At 59.9% G+C, this 16,649-nt stretch carries 17 protein-coding genes and 2 pseudogenes; 9 read left to right on the forward strand and 10 right to left on the reverse strand.

Translation table 11 applies throughout. The features are described from left to right. The first annotated feature begins 110 nt into the window (after positions 1-110). A complete protein-coding gene (locus tag DR88_RS15690; protein ID WP_016947221.1) occupies positions 111-605 on the forward strand; it encodes a hypothetical protein in 495 nt (164 codons plus the stop codon). A gap of 66 nt (positions 606-671) precedes the next feature. Here DR88_RS15690 and bdcA read toward each other — a convergent pair whose 3' ends face one another. Then, positions 672-1,385 carry an SDR family oxidoreductase gene (bdcA, locus tag DR88_RS15685; RefSeq protein ID WP_025862233.1) on the reverse strand — a complete coding sequence of 238 codons (714 nt, stop codon included), beginning with the start codon at positions 1,383-1,385 and terminating at the stop codon, positions 672-674. 73 nt (positions 1,386-1,458) lie between these two features. Between bdcA and DR88_RS15680 the strand changes: the two genes are divergently transcribed. Next, on the forward strand, positions 1,459-2,052 hold the full coding sequence (locus DR88_RS15680; protein ID WP_025862234.1) for a TetR/AcrR family transcriptional regulator: 594 nt from the start codon (positions 1,459-1,461) through the stop codon (positions 2,050-2,052). Positions 2,053-2,056: 4 nt separating this feature from the next. On the opposite strand, the pseudogene DR88_RS15675 reads toward DR88_RS15680, so the two are convergent. Then, positions 2,057-2,386 (reverse strand): annotated as a pseudogene (locus tag DR88_RS15675) (SDR family oxidoreductase); the annotation flags it as partial. Between DR88_RS15675 and DR88_RS0125625 the strand changes: the two are divergent. Beyond that, on the forward strand, positions 2,363-3,244 hold the full coding sequence (locus tag DR88_RS0125625) for an NmrA/HSCARG family protein (RefSeq protein ID WP_032443860.1): 882 nt from the start codon (positions 2,363-2,365) through the stop codon (positions 3,242-3,244). The pseudogene DR88_RS15675 and the gene DR88_RS0125625 sit on opposite strands and share 24 nt — an antisense overlap. Before the next feature lie 56 nt (positions 3,245-3,300). Here the strand turns inward: DR88_RS0125625 and DR88_RS15670 are convergent, their stop codons facing one another. Then, a complete protein-coding gene (locus DR88_RS15670) occupies positions 3,301-3,849 on the reverse strand; it encodes a TetR/AcrR family transcriptional regulator (RefSeq protein WP_004179582.1) in 549 nt (182 codons plus the stop codon). Between the two features lie 88 nt (positions 3,850-3,937). Here DR88_RS15670 and DR88_RS15665 point away from each other — a divergent pair, with 88 nt between their 5' ends. Then, entirely contained in the window at positions 3,938-4,972 is a 1,035-nt protein-coding gene (locus tag DR88_RS15665; RefSeq protein ID WP_004148181.1) for an NADP-dependent oxidoreductase, read from the forward strand. Positions 4,973-5,016: 44 nt separating this feature from the next. Here DR88_RS15665 and DR88_RS15660 read toward each other — a convergent pair whose 3' ends face one another. Beyond that, positions 5,017-6,192 (reverse strand): aminotransferase class I/II-fold pyridoxal phosphate-dependent enzyme, encoded by a 1,176-nt coding sequence (locus tag DR88_RS15660; protein WP_004148182.1) that lies wholly within the window; start codon positions 6,190-6,192, stop codon positions 5,017-5,019. Between the two features lie 220 nt (positions 6,193-6,412). Between DR88_RS15660 and DR88_RS15655 the strand changes: the two genes are divergently transcribed. The 3 genes from DR88_RS15655 to DR88_RS15645 are packed head-to-tail and all read left to right on the forward strand — an operon-like array spanning position 6,413 to position 8,902. Continuing rightward, entirely contained in the window at positions 6,413-7,219 is an 807-nt protein-coding gene (locus DR88_RS15655; protein WP_002902393.1) for a MetQ/NlpA family ABC transporter substrate-binding protein, read from the forward strand. Between the two features lie 8 nt (positions 7,220-7,227). Further along, positions 7,228-8,241: a methionine ABC transporter ATP-binding protein gene (locus DR88_RS15650; protein ID WP_032444022.1), complete on the forward strand. Its 1,014-nt coding sequence runs from the start codon at positions 7,228-7,230 to the stop codon at positions 8,239-8,241. Further along, on the forward strand, positions 8,234-8,902 hold the full coding sequence (locus DR88_RS15645) for a methionine ABC transporter permease (RefSeq protein ID WP_002902397.1): 669 nt from the start codon (positions 8,234-8,236) through the stop codon (positions 8,900-8,902). The genes DR88_RS15650 and DR88_RS15645 overlap by 8 nt, the downstream gene beginning before the upstream one ends. 28 nt (positions 8,903-8,930) lie before the next feature. On the opposite strand, the gene DR88_RS15640 is transcribed toward DR88_RS15645, so the two are convergent. The 3 genes from DR88_RS15640 to DR88_RS15630 all read right to left on the reverse strand — a co-directional run bounded on the left by DR88_RS15640 (position 8,931) and on the right by DR88_RS15630 (position 11,493). Continuing rightward, positions 8,931-10,109, reverse strand: a complete 1,179-nt coding sequence (locus DR88_RS15640; protein WP_025862151.1) for an amino acid aminotransferase — start codon at positions 10,107-10,109, stop codon at positions 8,931-8,933. Positions 10,110-10,147: 38 nt separating this feature from the next. Then, positions 10,148-10,762, reverse strand: coding sequence for a YitT family protein (locus DR88_RS15635; RefSeq protein WP_004176405.1), 615 nt, complete (start codon positions 10,760-10,762; stop codon positions 10,148-10,150). A 251-nt stretch (positions 10,763-11,013) separates the two neighbouring features. Continuing rightward, entirely contained in the window at positions 11,014-11,493 is a 480-nt protein-coding gene (locus DR88_RS15630) for an Lrp/AsnC family transcriptional regulator (protein ID WP_002902405.1), read from the reverse strand. 334 nt (positions 11,494-11,827) lie between these two features. On the opposite strand from DR88_RS15630, the gene DR88_RS15625 reads away from it, so the two are divergent. Further along, positions 11,828-13,207, forward strand: coding sequence for an amino acid permease (locus DR88_RS15625; RefSeq protein WP_002902408.1), 1,380 nt, complete (start codon positions 11,828-11,830; stop codon positions 13,205-13,207). Between the two features lie 250 nt (positions 13,208-13,457). Next, positions 13,458-14,204: pseudogene (locus DR88_RS0125630) on the forward strand (hypothetical protein). A 112-nt stretch (positions 14,205-14,316) separates the two neighbouring features. On the opposite strand, the gene DR88_RS15620 reads toward DR88_RS0125630, so the two are convergent. The 3 genes from DR88_RS15620 to DR88_RS15610 form a co-directional block, all read right to left on the reverse strand. After that, positions 14,317-14,511, reverse strand: a complete 195-nt coding sequence (locus tag DR88_RS15620) for a hypothetical protein (protein WP_004148189.1) — start codon at positions 14,509-14,511, stop codon at positions 14,317-14,319. Positions 14,512-14,747: 236 nt separating this feature from the next. After that, positions 14,748-15,866 carry an oxidoreductase gene (locus DR88_RS15615; protein WP_047719043.1) on the reverse strand — a complete coding sequence of 373 codons (1,119 nt, stop codon included), beginning with the start codon at positions 15,864-15,866 and terminating at the stop codon, positions 14,748-14,750. Then, entirely contained in the window at positions 15,829-16,572 is a 744-nt protein-coding gene (locus DR88_RS15610; RefSeq protein ID WP_023316286.1) for a DeoR/GlpR family DNA-binding transcription regulator, read from the reverse strand. Before DR88_RS15610 ends, DR88_RS15615 begins: the two co-directional genes overlap by 38 nt. Positions 16,573-16,649 lie beyond the last annotated feature (77 nt).

Below are 16,649 nucleotides of genomic sequence, written 5' to 3' on the forward strand. Positions count from 1 at the left end.
TTTGCGGCGGGGCCATCGCGCCAGTTCGCCCTCAATCTTCGTAACCAGCGAACGGGCGATAACCATCTTCATCCAGCCCAACCGGTTTCATCACAGCACAGGGGGATAACGTGACAGCGAGGGAACGTTTTTTTAAGAAACTGCAGCAACAGCAAAATCCGCGGCGGACAGCGGCCCTCGACGGGTCGGCCGCCGCGGATATCGCCAGGTTTCGTCAGCAGATGGCGGCGCTGGCACAGCAGATAAGTCAGTGGTTTGATGGAACCGGTATTGAGGTGGTGATTTCGACCCGCCATCTCCACGACCTGAGTACCCTTGGCTACAGCCTCAACAGCGGCATCTGCCGCTACGATATCCCGGCCATTCGTCTGCAAAACGGCGAGCGCAGTGTCAATATCGTGCCGCAGCAGCTGTTGGATGGCGTGGAAATGGGGATCGTGACCCTGAGTCTTGAGGCGCCCGACGGCGCGGGATCCCGGGAGGTGTTTTATCTGAGCCTGGCCCCGGAGGAGGGCTGGATGATCCGCAAGGCGCACCAGTCCCCGGAAGCGCGGCTTATGCTTACCGAAGATCGCTTTTTTATGGCGGTCGATAGCCTGGCCTGATGATCCCTGACAGGCGATGACGTTCCCGCGGCGGCGGTGCAAAGCGCGCATCGCCGCCCTGGGGTATCAGGCGCCAAACGCTCCGTCGATGGTGTGCATGGCGCCAGTGACAAACGACGCCTCCGGACCGGCCAGCCACGCCACCATTCCCGCCACCTCTTCCGGACGGCCATGGCGCTTAATGGCCATAAAGCTGTGCATCAGCTCTTTCATCGGGCCGTTCTCCGGGTTGGCGTCGGTATCAATTGGGCCGGGCTGGACGACGTTGACCGTGATGCCGCGCGGGCCAAAATCCCGCGCCAGGCCGCGCGCCAGCCCCTGCAGGGCCGATTTGCTGACCGCATAGGCCGCCATTCCCGGCACTGGCATGCGATCGCCATTGACCGAGCCGATGACAATAATGCGCCCGCCTTCCGGCATGCGGCGCGCCGCTTCGACGGAGGCATGGTAGGGGGCGTGAATATTGATGCGGAACAGGCGAACGATGGCATCGCTGTCCTGCTCGAGAGCGTCACCGAAAAGCGCGATCCCGGCATTGACCACTAACACGTCCAGCGGGCCGCTGTCGCGGACCAGGCTTATCACCGCATCGCGATCGGCGCTGTCCGCCTGCACCGCCGTGCTGCCGGTCTCTGCCGCCAGCCGCTCGGCCGCTTCCGGCGAACCGGAATAGCTAAACACCACCGACGCGCCATCGGCGACAAAACGCCTGACGATCGCCGCGCCAATTCCCCGACTCCCGCCTAAAACCAGCACTGATTTGTTGTGAAACGCTGTCATATCCCACACCTCATGATATTGTAGTGATGATTACAATATGCTGCGGCTAAACAGGCTGTCAAGGATTAATATAGTGACCACTACAAAACAAGGGCGTGCTCCGGGACGTCCCCGCCAGTTTGATGCGGAACAGGCCATTGAAACGGCGCAACGCCTCTTCCACGCGCGAGGCTACGACGCGGTGAGCGTGGCCGATCTGACCCAGGCTTTCGGCATCAACCCCCCGAGCTTTTATGCCGCTTTTGGCAGCAAGCTCGGGCTGTATACCCGCGTCCTGCAGCGCTACAGCCAGACCGGGGCCATTCCCATCGATGCCCTGCTGCGAGACGACCAGCCGGTGGCGGCGTCGCTCATCGCCGTACTGCAGGAGGCGGCTCGCCGCTATGTGGCCGATCCGGCCGCCGCCGGCTGCCTGGTGCTGGAGGGGGTACATTGTCAGGATGCTGATGCCCGGGTGGCGGCAGGCGAATGGCATGCTGCGGCAAGAGCCAAAATCCAGCAGTATATCGCCCGCCATCGCCCACAGGACGCGCTGCGGGTGACTGACTATATGGATACGCTGATGCTTGGCCTGTCGGCGAAAGCGCGGGAAGGGGATAGTCTGCCGCGTCTTCTGGAGACCGTGCGGCTGGCAGGCCTGGCGCTGGAGCGCATCCTGCCAGCCTGAGTCGTCAGATGGTTTGTCCGCCCGACACCTCGATCCGCTGAGCGGTCACCCAGCGGTTATCGTCGCGTAGCAGGCTGGCGATCATCGGCCCAATATCCTCGGGAACGCCCACCCGTCCCAGCGCCGTCATGGCGGCAAACTGCGCGTTTACCTCTGCGTCGTCCCGCACCAGCCCACCGCCAAAATCGGTGGCGATAGCGCCGGGGGCGATGGTATTAACGGTGATGCCGCGCCCGCCCAGCTCGCGGGCCATGTACACGCTCAGCATCTCCACAGCCGCTTTGGCGGCGGCGTAGGCGGAGAAGCCAGGATAGGAGACGCGGGTCAGCCCGGAGGGGTGGCGCGGGCGCTGCTGCACCGCGGCTGGCGGGTTCGGGCGCTGGTCAGGGATCCTTTCTCCGCCGGGGCCGCTGCGCTGGCGGCGCGGGGAGCCGAGCTGGTCGTGGGTACCTTTGAAGACCGGGCGGCAATGCGGTCGGCGATGGCCGGGGTCGACGGCGTCTTAAGCGTCCAGCCCAGTTCGCCGGGAGGGACGGTGACCGATGAGCAGGAGGTACGCTACGGGATAACCATCGCCGATCTCGCCGTCGAGTGCGGGGTGAAGCATCTGGTGTACAGCTCCGGCAGCGCGACGGGGGAGACGCCGACCGGCGTAGCGCATTATGACACCAAAGCGGAAATTGAACGGCATATTCGCCGCCTGCCGCTGGCGGCGACCATCGTGCGGCCCGCCACCTTTATGGAGCTGCTGGTGATGCCTGGTTTTGGCCTTGATGAAGGTCGTTTTCAATTTTTTATGTTGCCGGAGGGGAGAATGCAGGTGCTGGCGGTGGAGGATATCGGCCATCTTGTCGCGGCGGTTTTTGCCGCGCCGGCGCGGTTTGCCGGCAAGACGTTCGAGATCGCCAGCGACAGCGTGACCGGTCGTCAGCTGGAGGGGTTATTCTCCGCGGCGGCGGGACGGCCGATCCCCTATTCGCGATTTTCCGACGAGGTGCTGGCCGCCAGTCCTTTTCTGCATAAGCTGACCGGGCTGGTGGACGACGGGCGGCTGGCGGGGCACGCCGACCTCGACGCCCTGCGCCAGCTGCACCCGCAGCTGTACACCTTCGCCGGCTGGCTGGCCGGCCCCGGCTGTCCCGCCTTCGAGCGGGCGCTGACCAGCGGGGCCCGCTGGGCGTTTGATAGTTAAAGGCTGGTGTTCCGGTCACCCGCCAGGCGCGCTGTCTCGTCGGTGACCGGCCGCCGCTAGCCGGCAGTCAGGATCGCGTCGGCCAGCACCGCTAAAATCCGCTCTGCGCGCGGGGCATGGGACGGCTGCTCCCGCAGCCAGGCAAGCGCGGCGATCAGATCGAACAGCTCCTCTCCGCTGAGATCTGGCCGTGCCAGCCCGGCCTGCTGCGCGCGGGTAAGCAGCGACGTACCGGCGGCGCGCAGGGCAACGCAGGCGCTGTGCAGGGCGGACTCAGGATCGTCGATGGCGCTCATCAGCGGGGCGATGATCCCGCGATGCTGATGGGTAAACGCCACGCTCTCGGCCAGCCACTCCAGCAGCGCCGCGGCAGGATCGGCGGCGAGCAGAAGCGACTCAGCCCGGGCGGTTAGCGCCGCAAAGCGGCTGCGGAGCAGGGCTTCCAGCAGGCTGTCGCGGTTGGGAAAGTGGCGATAGAGGGTTCCCATTCCGACGCCCGCCCGGCGGGCGATATCGCGCAGCGAGGCCTCAGCGCCTTGCTCCACAAAGACGTCCCGGGCCACCTCGATCAACAGGTCATAATTTTTTCTGGCATCAGCTCTCATTGGCGTTCCTTGACAATCGGAGCACTGCTCCATATATTCGGAACAGTGCTCCGTTAAATATAACGCATTTCCATATGAGGAGAAAGCGATGTCGACGCAGATGATGAAGGCTGTTCAACAGCACGCCTTTGGCGGGCCGGAAGTCCTGAGCTATGAGGATGCGCCCATGCCGGTCCTGCAGGCCGGTGAAGTACTGGTACAGGTGCACGCGGTGGGCGTGAACCCGCCGGACAGCTATCTGCGCGATGGCTATCAACAGCTGCCCCCGGAGTGGCGGCCCGAGGTCCGCTTTCCCTTGATCCTCGGGACCGATCTCTCCGGGGTGGTGGTGGCGCGGGCGGATGACGTCCGGGAGGTGGCGGTCGGCGACGAAGTGTATGCTATGGCGCGTTTTCCCGAAGGGGCGGCAGGGGGCAGCCGCGCTTACGCCGAGTACGTTAGCGTGCCGGTCAGCGACCTGGCCCGCAAACCCCTAACCCTGAGCCATCAGCAGGCTGCCGCGGTGCCGATGTCGCTCCTGACCGCCTGGCAGTTCATGATCGATCCCGGGCATGAGGTGGCGAATCCGCTGCAGCCGGGGCCGCATCGGCCGGTGCCGCTGGCGGGTAAACGCGTCCTGGTCAACGGCGCGGCAGGGGGAGTCGGTCATTTCGCCGTGCAGCTGGCAAAGTGGCAGGGCGCCGAGGTGATTGCCGTCGCCGCGGGCCGCCATGAAGCCTTTTTACGTCAGCTCGGCGCCGATAGCGTTATCGACTATACAACCACTGCAGTGGAGGAGACGGTGCGTGACCTGGATCTGGTCATTGATGCGCCGGGCGGGCCGACCAGCGGCCGTTTTTTGCGTACCCTGCGACCCGGCGGCGCGCTGTACCCGATCTTTCCGCTCGGCTTTGCCGGGGCGGAAGAGGCGCGACAGCGCGGAGTGACGGTCTCCACCACCCAGGTACGCTCCAGCGGCGCGCAGCTCGCCCGGCTTGCCGACCTGCTGGACGCCGGGGTCATCCGGGTTGCAATTGACAGCGTTTTCCCCCTTGCGCAGGCGCAGATGGCGCATGAGCGAGCAGCGCAGGGGCATCTTGAGGGCAAAATCGTGCTGTCGGTGATGGACTCGTCAGCCGGGTAATCCCCGACGGCCAGGGTTGCGTTTTTGCTTCTCCCTGCGGCGGACTAAAACAGCGCCAGCCGGGCAAGACGGTCCAGCGCGTTGCTCAGCGCCTCGTCCCCTGCGGTCAGGCTGATGCGAATAAATCCTTCTCCCCCTGCGCCAAAACCAGTGCCCGGCGCCACCAGAATATGCGCTTCCTGCAGCAGCAGGCGGGCAAACTCCTGCGAACGGTAGCCGGGCGGCACGCCGAGCCAGAGGAAGAAAGTGCCTTGTGCGTCACGCGCCGGCCAGCGCAGCGCAGCCAGTCGACGCAGAACCCACTCCCGACGTTGATGATAGACCGCCGTTAGCTGCGCAATCCGTTCGGCCGGCAGGTTGAGCGCGGCGATCGCCGCATCCTGAATCGCGCCAAACACCGTACTGTAGCTATGGGTGTGCAGCTTTTTAAACGCCCGGATAATCGAGGCGTTGCCGACCGCGAAGCCGAAGCGCCAGCCGGCCATATTAAAGGTCTTGGAAAAAGTATAGGTTTCCACTCCCCATGCTTTGGCGTCGGGCTGGGAGAAGAGGCTCAGCGGCGCATCGCTGGCCGCGCTGCCGATGGCCGCATAGGCAAAATCATGGAGGATCGGCACCTGGTGACGACGAGCAAACTGCAGCGCGCTGGCGAACAGCGCCGGCGTGGCGAGGGCGCCGGTTGGATTATGCGGATAGTTAAGCACCACCAGCCCGGCCTTGTCAGCGACTTCCCGGGGAAGATCGTTAAAATCCGGCAGGAAATGGTTCTCCGCCCTGAGCGGCAGGCCATAAAACGCCGCCTGGGACTGCAGCGCCGCCGAGCGGTAAATCGGATAGCAGGGATCGGTGGAGATGAGGTATTGCCCGGGGCTGAGCAGCGCCCGCGGGATGCCGCCTATACCGATATGCGACCCCTGAAACACGGCGACTTCGCTGTGCGGATCGAGTTCCACATCATACTGCCGGCGATAGAACCGGGCGATCGCCTCGCGGACCTGTGGTTTGCCCCAGAACGACGGGTAGCCATGGTTTTCACGACGATGAATAGCGCTCTGCAGCGAGTCGATCACTTCCGGCGGGGTGGGTTGATCCGGACTGCCGCTGGAAAGATCGATCAGCGGCAGCGCTTCGGTGTTGACCTCCGCGGCCAGTTTTTCCAGCAGGCTGAACAGATTCTCTTCCAGGGCGTCCACCAGCGGCGAAGCAGTAAAATCAGGCATAACATTCCCGGTTTAAATCACGAATAATTAACCATCTTTAAGGGATTTATAGCGGCTGGCTAAATAACAATATACGCAAAAGATTCTTGTTTTTAAGATATGTCGGTATAGCAAAAGTTAATGAGGAATTAGCAAAAGGAAATTCGGCGTTCTGGCTTACAACCCACAATCGGCTGTGATTTAATCGTTCAATATCGCCAACCCTCCAGGAAAATACCTTATGAACAAGTCAGTTGCGCGCGGGATCGCTCTCGCCCTGTTGTCGGCCACCTCTTTTTATGCCGCCGCCGACGCTCATCTTATCCGCGTCGGCTTTAACCCCGGGCCGTATAAAGAACAATTTGAGAAAGGCGTCGCGCCCTATTTATTGAGTAAAGGGTATAAAATCGAATATAAGGATTTCAGCGACGGTATTCAGGTGAATGACGCGGTAGCCCGCGGCGATATCGAAGCGAATATTATGCAGCATCCGGTATATCTGAAAGCAATTAATGAGCGGCTGGGGATCGATAACGTGGGCATTGTGCAGGTCCCCACGCCGCCGATGGGGCTGTATGGTGGGAAACTGACCACCCTGGGGACCCCGGCGGCGGGCACCGTCGTGTCGGTACCAAACCAGCCGTCAAATGAATATCGCGCGGTACTGGTGCTGGAGAGCCTTGGCTGGGTGAAAATTAAACCAGACAGCGATCCGGCCACTTTTTCGCAGCGTAACATCGTAGATAATCCTTACAAAATTGTCCTAAAAGAGATGGATAATGCCCAGCAGGTTCGCGCTCTGCCGGACGTCGACTATGGCCTGATTCAGGGCAATTTTGCCGTTTCCAGCGGTATGTCCCTGACCTCGGCCTTAAAGCTGGAAGCAGCCACCAGCCATTTTATTAATGTCGTGACCGTCGCCGGTAAAAATCAGAAGGCGCAGTTTGCCAAAGATATTATCGATGGCTACCACTCGGCCGAGTTCAAAAAATATATTCTCAGCCATCCGCAGTATGATGGTTACCTGCTGCCTGACTATTTAAAATGAATAACGCGATGATAGAATTTCGCCACGTCAGTAAAAGCTTTTCTAGGAAAGGACATCCGATTCTGGCCTTGCAGGATATTAATCTCAGCATTGAGCGAGGCGATATTTTTGGCATTATTGGCTACAGCGGGGCAGGAAAAAGCACCTTATTACGGCTGATTAATCGTCTGGAAACGCCTGGCGAGGGCGAGGTACTGTTAAACGGCGAGCCGCTACAGGCCTGCAGCGGCCAGCGCCTGCAGGCGATCAAAAAAGATATCGGCATGATCTTTCAGAATTTTAATCTGCTGAATTCGAAAACCGTTTTCCATAACATCGCCATCCCGCTGATTTTACAGGGGCGCGACAAGGCCTTTATCCAGGCGCGGGTGGCGGAACTGCTGGCATTCGTCGATCTGAGCGACAAAATCCACAGCTACCCTAATGAGCTGTCGGGCGGACAAAAGCAGCGGGTCGGTATTGCCCGGGCGCTGGCCACCAACCCGTCGGTCCTTCTGTGCGATGAAGCCACCTCGGCGCTCGACCCCCACACTACGGTGCAGATCTTACTGCTTTTGCAGGAGATTAATCGTCGGTATGGCATCACCATCGTACTGATCACCCATGAGATGTCGGTGATCCAGAAAATCTGTCATAAGATGGCGGTGATGCAGGCGGGCCGTATCGTTGAACAGGGGGCGGTTTTTGATCTCTTTGCTCAGCCGCAGCATCCGGTCACTGCCAGTTTCGTGCAGTCGGTGGTGCACGACCGTCTGCCGCAGCGGGTGGCGTCGTTCCTGCAGCGCGATAACGGCGCCCGGGCTTTACGCCTCGAATTTGTCGGCGCGACGGCGCAGCAGCCGATTATTAACCACCTGATCCGCGAGTATGCTGTCGAGGTGAATATCCTGTTTGCCAGCATGTCTGAAGTTCAGGGCCGGATTCTGGGATTTATGATTGTGCAGCTCCTCGGCGAGCCTGACGAAACCGAACGCGCCATCACCCATCTGGTCGATGCAGGAGTGAAAATCACCCATGTTTGATCTTATTGATACCGCCATCACCGGGGATCAGTTTCTGCTGGCGCTGCATGACACCCTGATTATGGTCGCCGTCTCGCTGGGCTTTGGCGCGCTGATCGGCGTCCCGCTGGGGATTGTGCTGGTGGTTTGCCGTCCCGGCGGCATCGTGGCCAACCCGGTGGTGCATCAGGCGCTGAATCCGCTGATTAACGTGCTGCGTTCACTGCCGTTTATCATTTTGCTGATTGTGATCCTGCCCTTTACCAGACTGCTGGTGGGCACCACTATCGGCACCGCGGGAGCCATCGTGCCGCTGATCGTCTTTGTCGCCCCCTATATTGCCCGACTAGTGGAGAGCTCGTTGCTGGAGGTGGATGAGGGGATCCTCGAGGCCGCGGACGCCATGGGCGCAACCCCGCTGCAGACTGTCTGGCACTTTATGCTGCCGGAGGCGGCGGCATCGCTGATTCTGGCCCTCACCACGGCGACCATCGGTCTGCTCGGCGCCACCGCCATGGCGGGTACAGTGGGCGGCGGGGGAATCGGGGATCTGGCTATTACCTATGGCTATCAGCGCTTCGACGCCTTTGCCACCCTCACCACCGCCCTGGTGCTGATTGTTATTGTCCAGCTTATTCAGACGCTGGGGACCCGCCTGGCTCGCCGGCTGCGTCGCGATTAATCGCTCTACCGCGCCGGGGTTGACCCGGCTAGCGTGCGCAGACCGCGGCGAAGGCGCTGGCTACCCGCGCAATATTGCCGTGGTTGAGCCCGGCCACGCAGACCCGACCGCTGGCGATCAGATAGATGCCATGCTCTTGACGCAGAACGTCTACCTGATCGGCGCTAAAGCCGGTGTAACTGAACATGCCGCGCTGGGTCAGCAGATAGGAAAAATCCCCCGCCGGCAGGGCTGCCTGCAGGGCCTTCACCAGCGCGACGCGCATGGCCTCCACTTCTTCCTGCCACAGGGCATTCAGCTCGGGATCGTTGAGCACCTGCGACACCACCTGGGCGCCAAACCCCGGCGGGCTGGAGTAGTTGCGCCGCACGGTGGCTTTCAGCTGGCCCAGCACGCGCCCGGCGATATCGGCATTGTCACAGACCACTGACAGGCCGCCAACCCGCTCGCCATACAGCGAAAATATCTTGGAAAACGAGTTGCTGACCAGCGCCGTCAGCCCGGCGCTGGCGATGGCGCGAATGGCATAGGCATCCTCGTCCAGTCCGCGGCCGAAGCCCTGGTAGGCGATATCAAGGAATGGGATCAGCTCCCTGCCGATCAGCACCTCAATCACGCGATCCCACTGCTCGCGGGTGAGATCGGCCCCCGTCGGGTTATGGCAGCAAGGGTGAAGCAGCACAATGCTGCGCGGCGGCAGCTGCTGGAGGGCGGCGAGCATAGCGGGGAAATTCACCCCGCGGGTGGCGCTGTCGAACCAGGGATAGGTATGTACCTCAAAGCCGGCGCCGGCAAAGATGGCAACGTGGTTCTCCCAGGTTGGATCGCTGACCCAGACCGCGGAGTCGGGGAAGTAGCGCTTGAGGAAATCAGCGCCCACCTTTAGCGCGCCGGAGCCCCCCAGTGTCTGGATGGTGGCGATGCGTCCGGCACGCAACGCCGGATGATTGTCGCCAAACTGCAGGGTCTGGACCGCGCGGCGATAGGGCGCCAGCCCCTCCATCGGCAGATAAAGGCTGGCCTTTTGCTGCTGACTCTGCAGCCGGTCAGCGGCCTGACGGACCGCCTCCAGCTGGGGAATAATGGCCTGCTCGTTATAGTACAGCCCGATGCTGAGGTTAACTTTGTCTGCCCGGGGATCCTGTTGAAAGGCTTCCATCAGCGACAGGATAGGATCGCCCGCATAGGCGTCAACGTTCTGAAACACAGTGGTTACTCCTGAAATGACCGTCAAAGGTGAAGCCATTACACCGCGTAGCGTCCGGGACGGTGGTTCATGGCGATAATCGAATTCAAAATCACGGCGCCGAGGACAGAGACCAGCAGCATCGGCAGGCTAACCACCCACAGCGAGGCGGTGACGATGCAGGCGTCCACTACCATCTGGAATTTACCGGCGCGGATGCCGCTTTTATCCTGCAGATAGAGGGCCAGAATATTGACGCCGCCGAGACTCGCTTTATGGCGGAACAGCACAACAAAGCCGATGCCGACCATGATGTTGCCGAAGAGGGTGGCGTAATAGGGGTTCAGGCGATCGACATGGATAAAGTAGCCGTGCAGGTCGGAGAACAGCGACACCAGTCCGACCGCGCAGAAGGTTTTCAGCGTGAAGGCGGCGCCCATCCGCCGGACGGAGAGCCAGTAGAAGGGCAGATTAATGGCGAAGAAAACTACGCCAAACGGCAGGTGGGTGGCGTAGTGGATCAGAAAGGCCATGCCCGCCGTCCCGCCGGTCAGGGCGCCGGCCTGGCGAAAGAGGATAATGCCAAAGGAGATCATCAGCGTGCCGAACAGCAGCGCCAGGGCATCCTCCAGCCAGGTGTGGGTCAGTTTTTCAGGGGAAAGGACGTTATCCATAAATAAGCACTATCTTTTCGTTAACAAGGATAAGCTCTGGTTTGCAAAAATCGCACCAGAGGAGCGTGCCCTGGCGAGCGTTTGCGGAAAAAATAGCCGTGGTTTAGCCTAACCTGTTGTTCTGACAGGAAGAGGAAATTGCACGGGTCGTGCGTTTTATGGTTTCCGAATGCGTGAATTGTGCGAATTTGCCGCTTGTCGCGCATTGTCTGGCCTCGCGTCTGCACCAGCGCAGGGCACTGTGCCCCGGTTCAGCGCAGCGGGGTCGTGCCCGGCATCAGCTGGCCGTTCTCTTTAAGGCGGTTGAGCACGACGGCGGTTTTCAGATGGGCCACCCCTTTGTTTTGCGCCAGAATATGGCTGATCAAATGGCTCAGACCGGGCAGGTCCGGGACCGTTACCCGCAGCAGATAATCGGCGTCGCCGGTGGTTTTCCAGGCGTCCAGAATGGCGTCCACTTCACTGAGCATCTGATGAAAGCTCTCCACGCATTGCGGGGTGTGATTCAGCAGACGCACCTCAATCAGGCCAAGCATCTCCTGCCCGGCGGCATCCGGCGCCAGACGCGCATGGTAGCCGAGGATAAGCTGTGCCTGTTCAAGGGCGATACGGCGGCGCGAACACTGGGAAGCGGACAGGCCGATAAGCTCGCTCAGCTCCTGATTGGTTAAACGGCCATTGGCCTGCAGCAGGGTAAGTATTTTCAGATCATAGTCGTCGATGTTGTACATAGTGGCCACTAGCGGAACGTAAAAGTGGCTACCAGCCTAACAGTTTTTTGCCTGGCGTGAAGCCTGAGCGGACGGCGGCAAACCGGGTGCACCAAAACGGGTCAGGTTCATGCATTAATCCGCTCTTTTTCTCATGATCTGTGCGTTATCTGGCCAGTTTTCGCGTGTGATGCGCCAGGTCGGCGCCGACATGACCAGCTACCGGAACTGATTTGAAAAGAATATTTGAATATATTTCAATTAATTAATTATTGTCTGACGCTGCAAGACGCTCCGCTGGCCTGAAAGTTGCTACCGGCGAACGTGACTTTTTACAGACAGGGGCAGGTCAGAGATGACAACGCAGCAAGAGCATCAGTTAAAACGCGGGTTAAAAAACCGCCACATCCAGTTGATCGCCCTCGGGGGGGCGGTCGGCACCGGACTGTTTTTAGGTATCGCGCAAACGATCCGTATGGCAGGCCCGTCGGTCCTGCTGGGGTACGCCATTGCCGGGGTTATCGCTTTCTTTATCATGCGTCAGCTTGGCGAAATGGTGGTAGAGGAGCCGGTGGCGGGGTCGTTCAGCCATTTCGCCAACCGCTACTGGGGGCCCTTCGCCGGGTTTATGTCCGGCTGGAATTACTGGGTGTTGTACGTGCTGGTAAGCATGGCGGAGCTGACGGCGGTGGGGATCTATATTCAGTACTGGTGGCCGGAGGTACCCACCTGGCTGTCGGCGGCGATCTTCTTCGTGGCGATCAACGCCATCAACCTGACGCACGTCAAAGTGTATGGCGAGCTGGAGTTCTGGTTCTCGATTGTCAAAGTGGCTGCCATCATCAGCATGATCGCCTTTGGCTGCTATCTGTTATTTAGCGGTCACGGCGGCCCGGCGGCGACGGTGGCCAACCTGTGGCAGGACGGGGGATTTTTCCCTAACGGCATCACGGGCTTGGTGATGGCCATGGCGGTGATCATGTTCTCCTTCGGCGGGCTTGAGCTGGTGGGGATCACCGCGGCGGAAGCCGACGAACCGCATAAAACCATTCCCAAAGCCACCAACCAGGTGATCTACCGTATTCTGCTGTTTTACGTGGGGTCGCTGGCGGTCCTGCTGTCACTCTACCCGTGGCGGAACGTCGTGGAAGGGGGAAGCCCCTTTGTGCTGATCTTTCACGCCATTGACAGCAATATTGTGGCCAACGCCCTCAATCTGGTGGTGCTCACCGCCGCGCTGTCGGTCTACAACAGCTGCGTCTACTGCAACAGCCGGATGCTGTTCGGCCTGGCTCAGCAGGGCAACGCCCCGCGTGCGCTGCTGCGGGTGAACCACCGCGGGATCCCATTGACCGCCCTGGCGGTATCCGCCGTCGCCACGGCGCTTTGCGTGGTGATTAACTATGTGATGCCCGGGAAAGCCTTTGCCCTGCTGATGGCCCTGGTGGTGGCCGCCCTGGTCATCAACTGGGCGATGATCTGCATCACTCATCTTAAGTTCCGCCGCGCCATGCAGCGGGCGGGGAAGGTAACGGCTTTCCAGAGTTTCGCCTATCCCCTGACAAACTGGCTGTGTCTGCTGTTTCTCGCCGCGATCCTCGGGGTGATGTATCTGACCCCGGACATCCGCATCTCCGTCTGCCTGATCCCGGTATGGCTGCTGATCCTTGCTGCAGGCTATCTGCTGCGCAGGAAAAGCGCGCCGGCGCCGGTGGCGGCGCTTGAGGAGCGTTAATCTGCGACGCCCTGCCTGGCGGCAGGGCGATATTATTGCGCTGAAAATATATAGCGCCAATATATAGGATGGTTTATATAATTACGATAAATGATAACTAACAATATCACGCTGAATATAAATTAGAATGTGAGGAGACCGCGCGCTTTTTATTGATCTTGCGTACCGCTTTGCTACTATCCAGCCGGCATTGAGACTGTATTTAATAATGCCTGGAAATGGAATAGTAAAAACCATAATGGAGTAGGGTATGAAGCATGTGCACAAGCTGGCCTGGATAGGCCTGTTCGTCAATATTATTATCTGTTTTGTCGCGCGAAATTTATTACTTGATGAAGGACAGCTGAACTTCCATAGTCGGGCGGACGGCGTATGGTCCTGGCTGGTGCTGACCCTGTTTATTGCCGTGGTGGTTCAGGCGATCAGCATAATGCTGTCAGGCCGCTACCCTTATCTGGCCATCGTCCTGGCGTTTGTTGGCGGCATCGTGATGGTGCCCGCCAGCGTGATCTTTCTGGTGGGTAGTCTGTTCAGCTTGCAAACGCGGATTAACGCCGGATTTACGCCCTGGCGATCAACCACGGCAGTGGGCGAGGCTGATAACCAGCAGCTATAAACCTTTAATGCCTCAGGCTTTTATCCCCAAGGGGCGCTGGCGCTCATCGCCGGGATCATTATTTTAATGATTGGCATGGGGATAGGCGGAGTATTTATTGCCGCCGGTATTGTTGCGCTGTGCAATGGCTATCGTCTGCAAAATCGGGTGGTGATTGGCGTGAGCGGCGAGTCGATGATATTTACGCCGGGGCTTTATGCCGATACCTACGTTCTTCCCTTGCGGGATGTTGCCGTAGTTGAACGCAGCAATAATGATGCGAAAGTCCGGCTGCTGATCCGTTCCAGCGGCAGAAGCTTCACGTTGCGTAAAAAACTGCTCGCCGGCGATAAGGTTAATGACGCCTTCGCCGCCATTCTGGCAAAACTGACTACCGTTTAATGCTGGCAGAATAGAGAAGCCGCCAGGCGGCGCGAGGCGTCCTGGCGGTGAAAGGTGGGGTTAGCCTGCGCGGCTACCGCACCAGCTTGTCTCTTACGAACAGCACTGCCTGTTAATCCACGTTAGTAAAATAATCGCGCGCGGCGGTCTCGACGCGTTTCGCATCCAGCCCGGTCTTCTTAGTGATCTGTTCGATAAACGATTTAAATTTTTCGCTCATCACGTTACCCCCTTCCCAGTGGGCGACGTAAAATTTGCACTGATAGCGATAAAAATGGAGAGTGGTATCTCCTAACGTGTAATACATGCGCTTCTCCTGTCCGGTAGTACGGTTGCCGCGTCCACAGCGTCAGCAACCTCTTTCTCATTACGATCGATCTGCATTCTATCCTCCTCCCAATTGGCTGAAATTTCCAGCGGTGCTTTGCACCATGGAGCAGGATAAAGCAATGTTAATCTGCGGATAGATAGTGATTTTTTCTAAGGTGGCGCAAAAGTAGCGGTTACCTGCGGGCCGCGCAGGTAACCGGAGAACAGGGCGGATTAGCGCAGCGTGTTGCGCTCGTCGTCGGACAGGTCCAGGGTCTGCACCATACCACTTTCAGCAGAGCGCACCGCCGCTTCCAGAACGGCCATCACCGCCAGCGCTTCCACCGGCGGCACCGGATTGGCGATCTGGCCCTTCAGCGCATCGCGGATCAGCATATAGTACTGGCGCTGATCGCCCTGCGGGGTAGCCTGCGCGTGGGCCTGCAGCGAGGCATCATAGATAACCAGCGGGTCGTCATCCTGGCCCCAGTCGGCGCTGCCCGGTACCACGCCCGCCAGCAGCTGGCTCTCCTGTTGGTCGGCCCGCGCTTTGATAACGCTACCTTTATCGCCGTGCACGGTGAAGCGCGACGAGCCGCCCGCGACCAGCATGCTGCAGTGCAGGATCACTTTATGCGCCGGGTAGTTTAATACCACATGCGCCCAGTCGTTGATCTCCGCGCCGTCGCGCAGGGTGGCTATGTTACCTTGCACCGACTGCGGCAAACCAAATAGCTGCAGCGCCTGGTCGATAAGGTGCGGCCCCAGGTCGAACCACAAGCCGCTGCCCGGGACGTTCTGCTCGCGCCAGCGGACGCGGACTTCCGGGCGGAAGCGGTCGAAATGCGACTCGAAGTGTTTCACCGCGCCGAGGGTGCCTTGCTCAATCACCTGACGGATCCCGAGATAGTCGCTGTCCCAGCGGCGGTTATGGAAGACGGAAAGCAGACGCTGTTTCTCCTCCGCCAGGGCGATCAGCTCCCGGGCCTCCTGCATATCGAGGGTAAAGGGCTTATCCACCACCACATGTTTGCCGGCGTTCAGCGCCAGGCGGGCCAGCGGGGCGTGCGTGGCGTTAGGGGAGGCGATGACCACCAGGTCAACGTCCGGATGCTGGACCGCTGCTTCCGGGGAGTCGATCACCGTGGCGTCCGGCAGGTCGCGTTTGACCTTCTCTTCATCGCGGGAAGCGACGAACGCCAGGTTCAGCCCCGGCACCGAACGGATAAGCGGCGCGTGGAAGGTCTTACCGACGAATCCGTAGCCAATCAGGGCGATATTTATCGTGTTGTTACTCATCAGGTTCTCCACGTTGTTAAGCGTCAGCAATATGTACAGAGAGGGCGGGGTCATCCCCCAGCTCAGCCCAGGGACGGTCAAGAAAAAGATGGTGAATGTCGCTGAGTCCGGCCACCCGCCACGGTTCGCAGCGGTTGAGTTTGGTATGGTCCGCCACCAGCCAGTGCTCGGCGCTGGCGGCCAACATGGCGCGTTTAACGTCGGCATCAGCTTCCTGGCTGGCGCTCAGCCCCAGCCCGGCATGGAGCGCGCAGGCGCCGAGAATGGCGATATCGGCCCGGTAGCGGGTGACCAGCGACAGGGTGGCGCTGCCGGCGAACAGCCGTTGTTTACTATCCCACTGGCCGCCAAGCAGGATCAGCTGGATATCGGTACGGTCGCTGAACAGCTGAGCGATATCCAGAGAAGCCGTGATCACGGTCAACGGCCCTTTCAGCTGGGCTGCCACCGCCAGCAGCGTGCTTCCGGCGTCGAGAAACAGCGTCGAGCCAGAGGGAATGCGCGCGGCGACCTGCTGACCCAGGCGCTGCTTGGTCTGGGTGAGAAGAGCGTTTCTGCCCTGGCGCGTCATGGCCGGAACGTTAAGGGCGATGGCCCCGCCGTGGCTTTTCTGCAGCACGCCCTGTTGTTCCAGGTCACTCAGATCGCGGCGAATGGTATCGGCCGACACCTGCAGCTCTGCAACCAGTTCGCTAATGCTCAGCTGACCGGTTTCGCTAAGCCTGTCGAGAATATGTTTTTGCCTGGCGAGCTTATGCATGGCCATTGACTCCGCAAATTAACGCAATAAACAGCATAATACAGCAAGAAGTTGCAAAATAAACGGCAAAACGTCGC

The organism is Klebsiella pneumoniae (assembly GCF_000742135.1).
GTDB classification, from domain to species: Bacteria; Pseudomonadota; Gammaproteobacteria; order Enterobacterales; family Enterobacteriaceae; genus Klebsiella; species Klebsiella pneumoniae.

Coding starts and splice junctions, on each gene's coding strand:
- DR88_RS15665 (WP_004148181.1), top strand. CDS start 3,938: ATGTCGACGCAGATGATGAAGGCTGTTCAACAGCACGCCTTTGGCGGG.
- DR88_RS15625 (WP_002902408.1), top strand. CDS start 11,828: ATGACAACGCAGCAAGAGCATCAGTTAAAACGCGGGTTAAAAAACCGC.
- DR88_RS15670 (WP_004179582.1), bottom strand. CDS start 3,849: ATGAGAGCTGATGCCAGAAAAAATTATGACCTGTTGATCGAGGTGGCC.
- DR88_RS15610 (WP_023316286.1), bottom strand. CDS start 16,572: ATGCATAAGCTCGCCAGGCAAAAACATATTCTCGACAGGCTTAGCGAA.
- DR88_RS15615 (WP_047719043.1), bottom strand. CDS start 15,866: ATGACCCCGCCCTCTCTGTACATATTGCTGACGCTTAACAACGTGGAG.
- DR88_RS15655 (WP_002902393.1), top strand. CDS start 6,413: ATGAACAAGTCAGTTGCGCGCGGGATCGCTCTCGCCCTGTTGTCGGCC.
- DR88_RS15660 (WP_004148182.1), bottom strand. CDS start 6,192: ATGCCTGATTTTACTGCTTCGCCGCTGGTGGACGCCCTGGAAGAGAAT.
- bdcA (WP_025862233.1), bottom strand. CDS start 1,385: ATGACAGCGTTTCACAACAAATCAGTGCTGGTTTTAGGCGGGAGTCGG.
- DR88_RS15645 (WP_002902397.1), top strand. CDS start 8,234: ATGTTTGATCTTATTGATACCGCCATCACCGGGGATCAGTTTCTGCTG.
- DR88_RS15635 (WP_004176405.1), bottom strand. CDS start 10,762: ATGGATAACGTCCTTTCCCCTGAAAAACTGACCCACACCTGGCTGGAG.
- DR88_RS15650 (WP_032444022.1), top strand. CDS start 7,228: ATGATAGAATTTCGCCACGTCAGTAAAAGCTTTTCTAGGAAAGGACAT.
- DR88_RS15630 (WP_002902405.1), bottom strand. CDS start 11,493: ATGTACAACATCGACGACTATGATCTGAAAATACTTACCCTGCTGCAG.
- DR88_RS15620 (WP_004148189.1), bottom strand. CDS start 14,511: ATGTATTACACGTTAGGAGATACCACTCTCCATTTTTATCGCTATCAG.